The 1,820-nt window shown below is 43.3% G+C and carries 1 protein-coding gene and 2 pseudogenes; all 3 read right to left on the bottom strand.

Going from position 1 to position 1,820, the window contains the following annotated elements; translation table 11 throughout:
- Window positions 1–398 (bottom strand): annotated as a pseudogene (locus ACFILD_RS09580) (phage tail protein); the annotation flags it as partial.
- 7 nt (window positions 399–405) lie between these two features.
- The gene (locus ACFILD_RS09575) at window positions 406–1,419 is read right to left on the bottom strand and encodes a phage tail protein (RefSeq protein ID WP_375665205.1); all 1,014 of its coding nucleotides are present in this window, start codon (window positions 1,417–1,419) and stop codon (window positions 406–408) included.
- Window positions 1,420–1,465: 46 nt separating this feature from the next.
- Window positions 1,466–1,820: pseudogene (locus tag ACFILD_RS09570) on the bottom strand (phage tail protein); the annotation flags it as partial.

Below are 1,820 nucleotides of genomic sequence, written 5' to 3'. Positions count from 1 at the left end.
GTATAAAGACAGCCATCTTGTATCTCTCCTCCCGATAAGGCTAATAAACCGGTTTCTGTCGCCTTATAAACGGGCTTACCGGCTAAATTATTTAAAGCAATTGTTGTCGCCCCAACATTCTTGCCCTTCGCTTTAAAACAAACCGATATGCCATTCTTATACTCTAAAAATGCCGATTGGCTTAGAAGCCTTATCACGCTCGTCTTTTGGTTATTATCAACCGTCACAATCCCTTCAAGCACACCCCCCGTATCCGATAAATACTCACTTACCCGTTGCATCATAAAACGAGCGCTATTATTAACCGTGTTAGGGTGCTGTCCCTCTGACCAATTAATTAAAGCATCAGCACCACCATTCTCAGATGCCGTTAAAGACCAATCATAAATCGTGGACATCTGAACCTCACGTCTTGATTCCAAATACAACACTTATATTAATCGGGCGCGTCTCACTTATACCTGAACTTGCCAATGCAACATCACGCATGTGAAGGTGGGAATGGGGAAAGGCGAGCTTATGGTGCACACGTATATCCTCTGCTCTCACGCCCAAACGTTCAGCAAGCTTCAACCTTTGCGGGTCATTCAACACATATCCCCAGATGATCGTCAAATCACCATACCAGCTCTCTTCCTGATTTTCATCATTCAAAATCGTAAAGGATTGACCACTATGATCATGCTTTCTCATAGCGTCATTTTGTAAAGTGCCAAAATAACGAAAGCGGTCTATCTCGCGGTCATCATCAACACCTCGTAAAAAAACACCACGCAAATCGGGAACATTAAATTTCGTCCAACTATCAGCGCCTCCCCACCTTATCCCTATCGCTTCATAAAGAGCAGGATAATCACTGCGCAAATAAGCCTTCCCATCACAGGGTAACCAGCCATCTGGCAAAACTTGCATTCCAAAAATCCCTATCGTCCCTGTCGGATAAATGGGAATAACCGGTTCTTGTGATAAAGAGAGAGGCGTAGGATTTAAAACATGCCAAGCATGATCCCTATAAACCAAGCTATAAATGCACCCCCTTTGAAGCTCGCCTCCAGATAATGCACGAATGCCTAATTCCGTCGCCTTATAAACAGGTTTAGCGGCTAAATCATTCAAGGCAATTGCGGTTTCCCCAACATTCTTACCCTTCGCTTTAAAACAAATTGATATCCCATTCTTATACTCTAAAAATTGCGATTGGCTTTGAAGTCTTATCAACGTCGTCTGCTGTTCAGCATCAACCGTAAAAGTGCTTTCAATCACACCACTCGTATCGGATAAATATTCACGCACACGCTGCATCATCACACGAGCACTATTATTCAGACTACTAGGACGTTGTCCTTTTGACCAATCTATTAAATCATCACAATAGGCATTCAAGGAGGCATTTAAAGACCAATCATAGATCGTCGACATCTTACACCTCATGTCTTAATCNCATAGATCGTCGACATCTTACACCTCATGTCTTAATCGCAAACAGAACACTCACATTAACTGGACGCGTCTCGCCTTCACCAGTGCTCTCCAAAACAACCTCTTGGCTCTCATCAAAAGTATAAGGACTTGCAACGTGACTCCTTAAATTCTCACGCTCTATACCCATAAAATTCGCGAGAGAACTCCCCCCAAACAAGCCTAGACGATAACCCAACACATCTGTCGTATTCCCATCCCAAAAATTTTCGTTGCTGGTAAAATGAGACATCGAAAGGCTCTGTCCTTGATGTTGGTGAGACTCGATTAAATCTGTTTGCACACTTGCAAAAGAACGCCCTTCATCAATATTGCGCCCTCCATCAAGCCCCCGTAAAAAC

It is taken from the genome of Bartonella sp. CL162QHHD, from assembly GCF_042195435.1.
Classification (GTDB): Bacteria; Pseudomonadota; Alphaproteobacteria; order Rhizobiales; family Rhizobiaceae; genus Bartonella.
The sequence above is the reverse complement of the archived record's forward strand: the minus strand, read 5'-3'. Positions and strand labels throughout refer to the sequence as shown.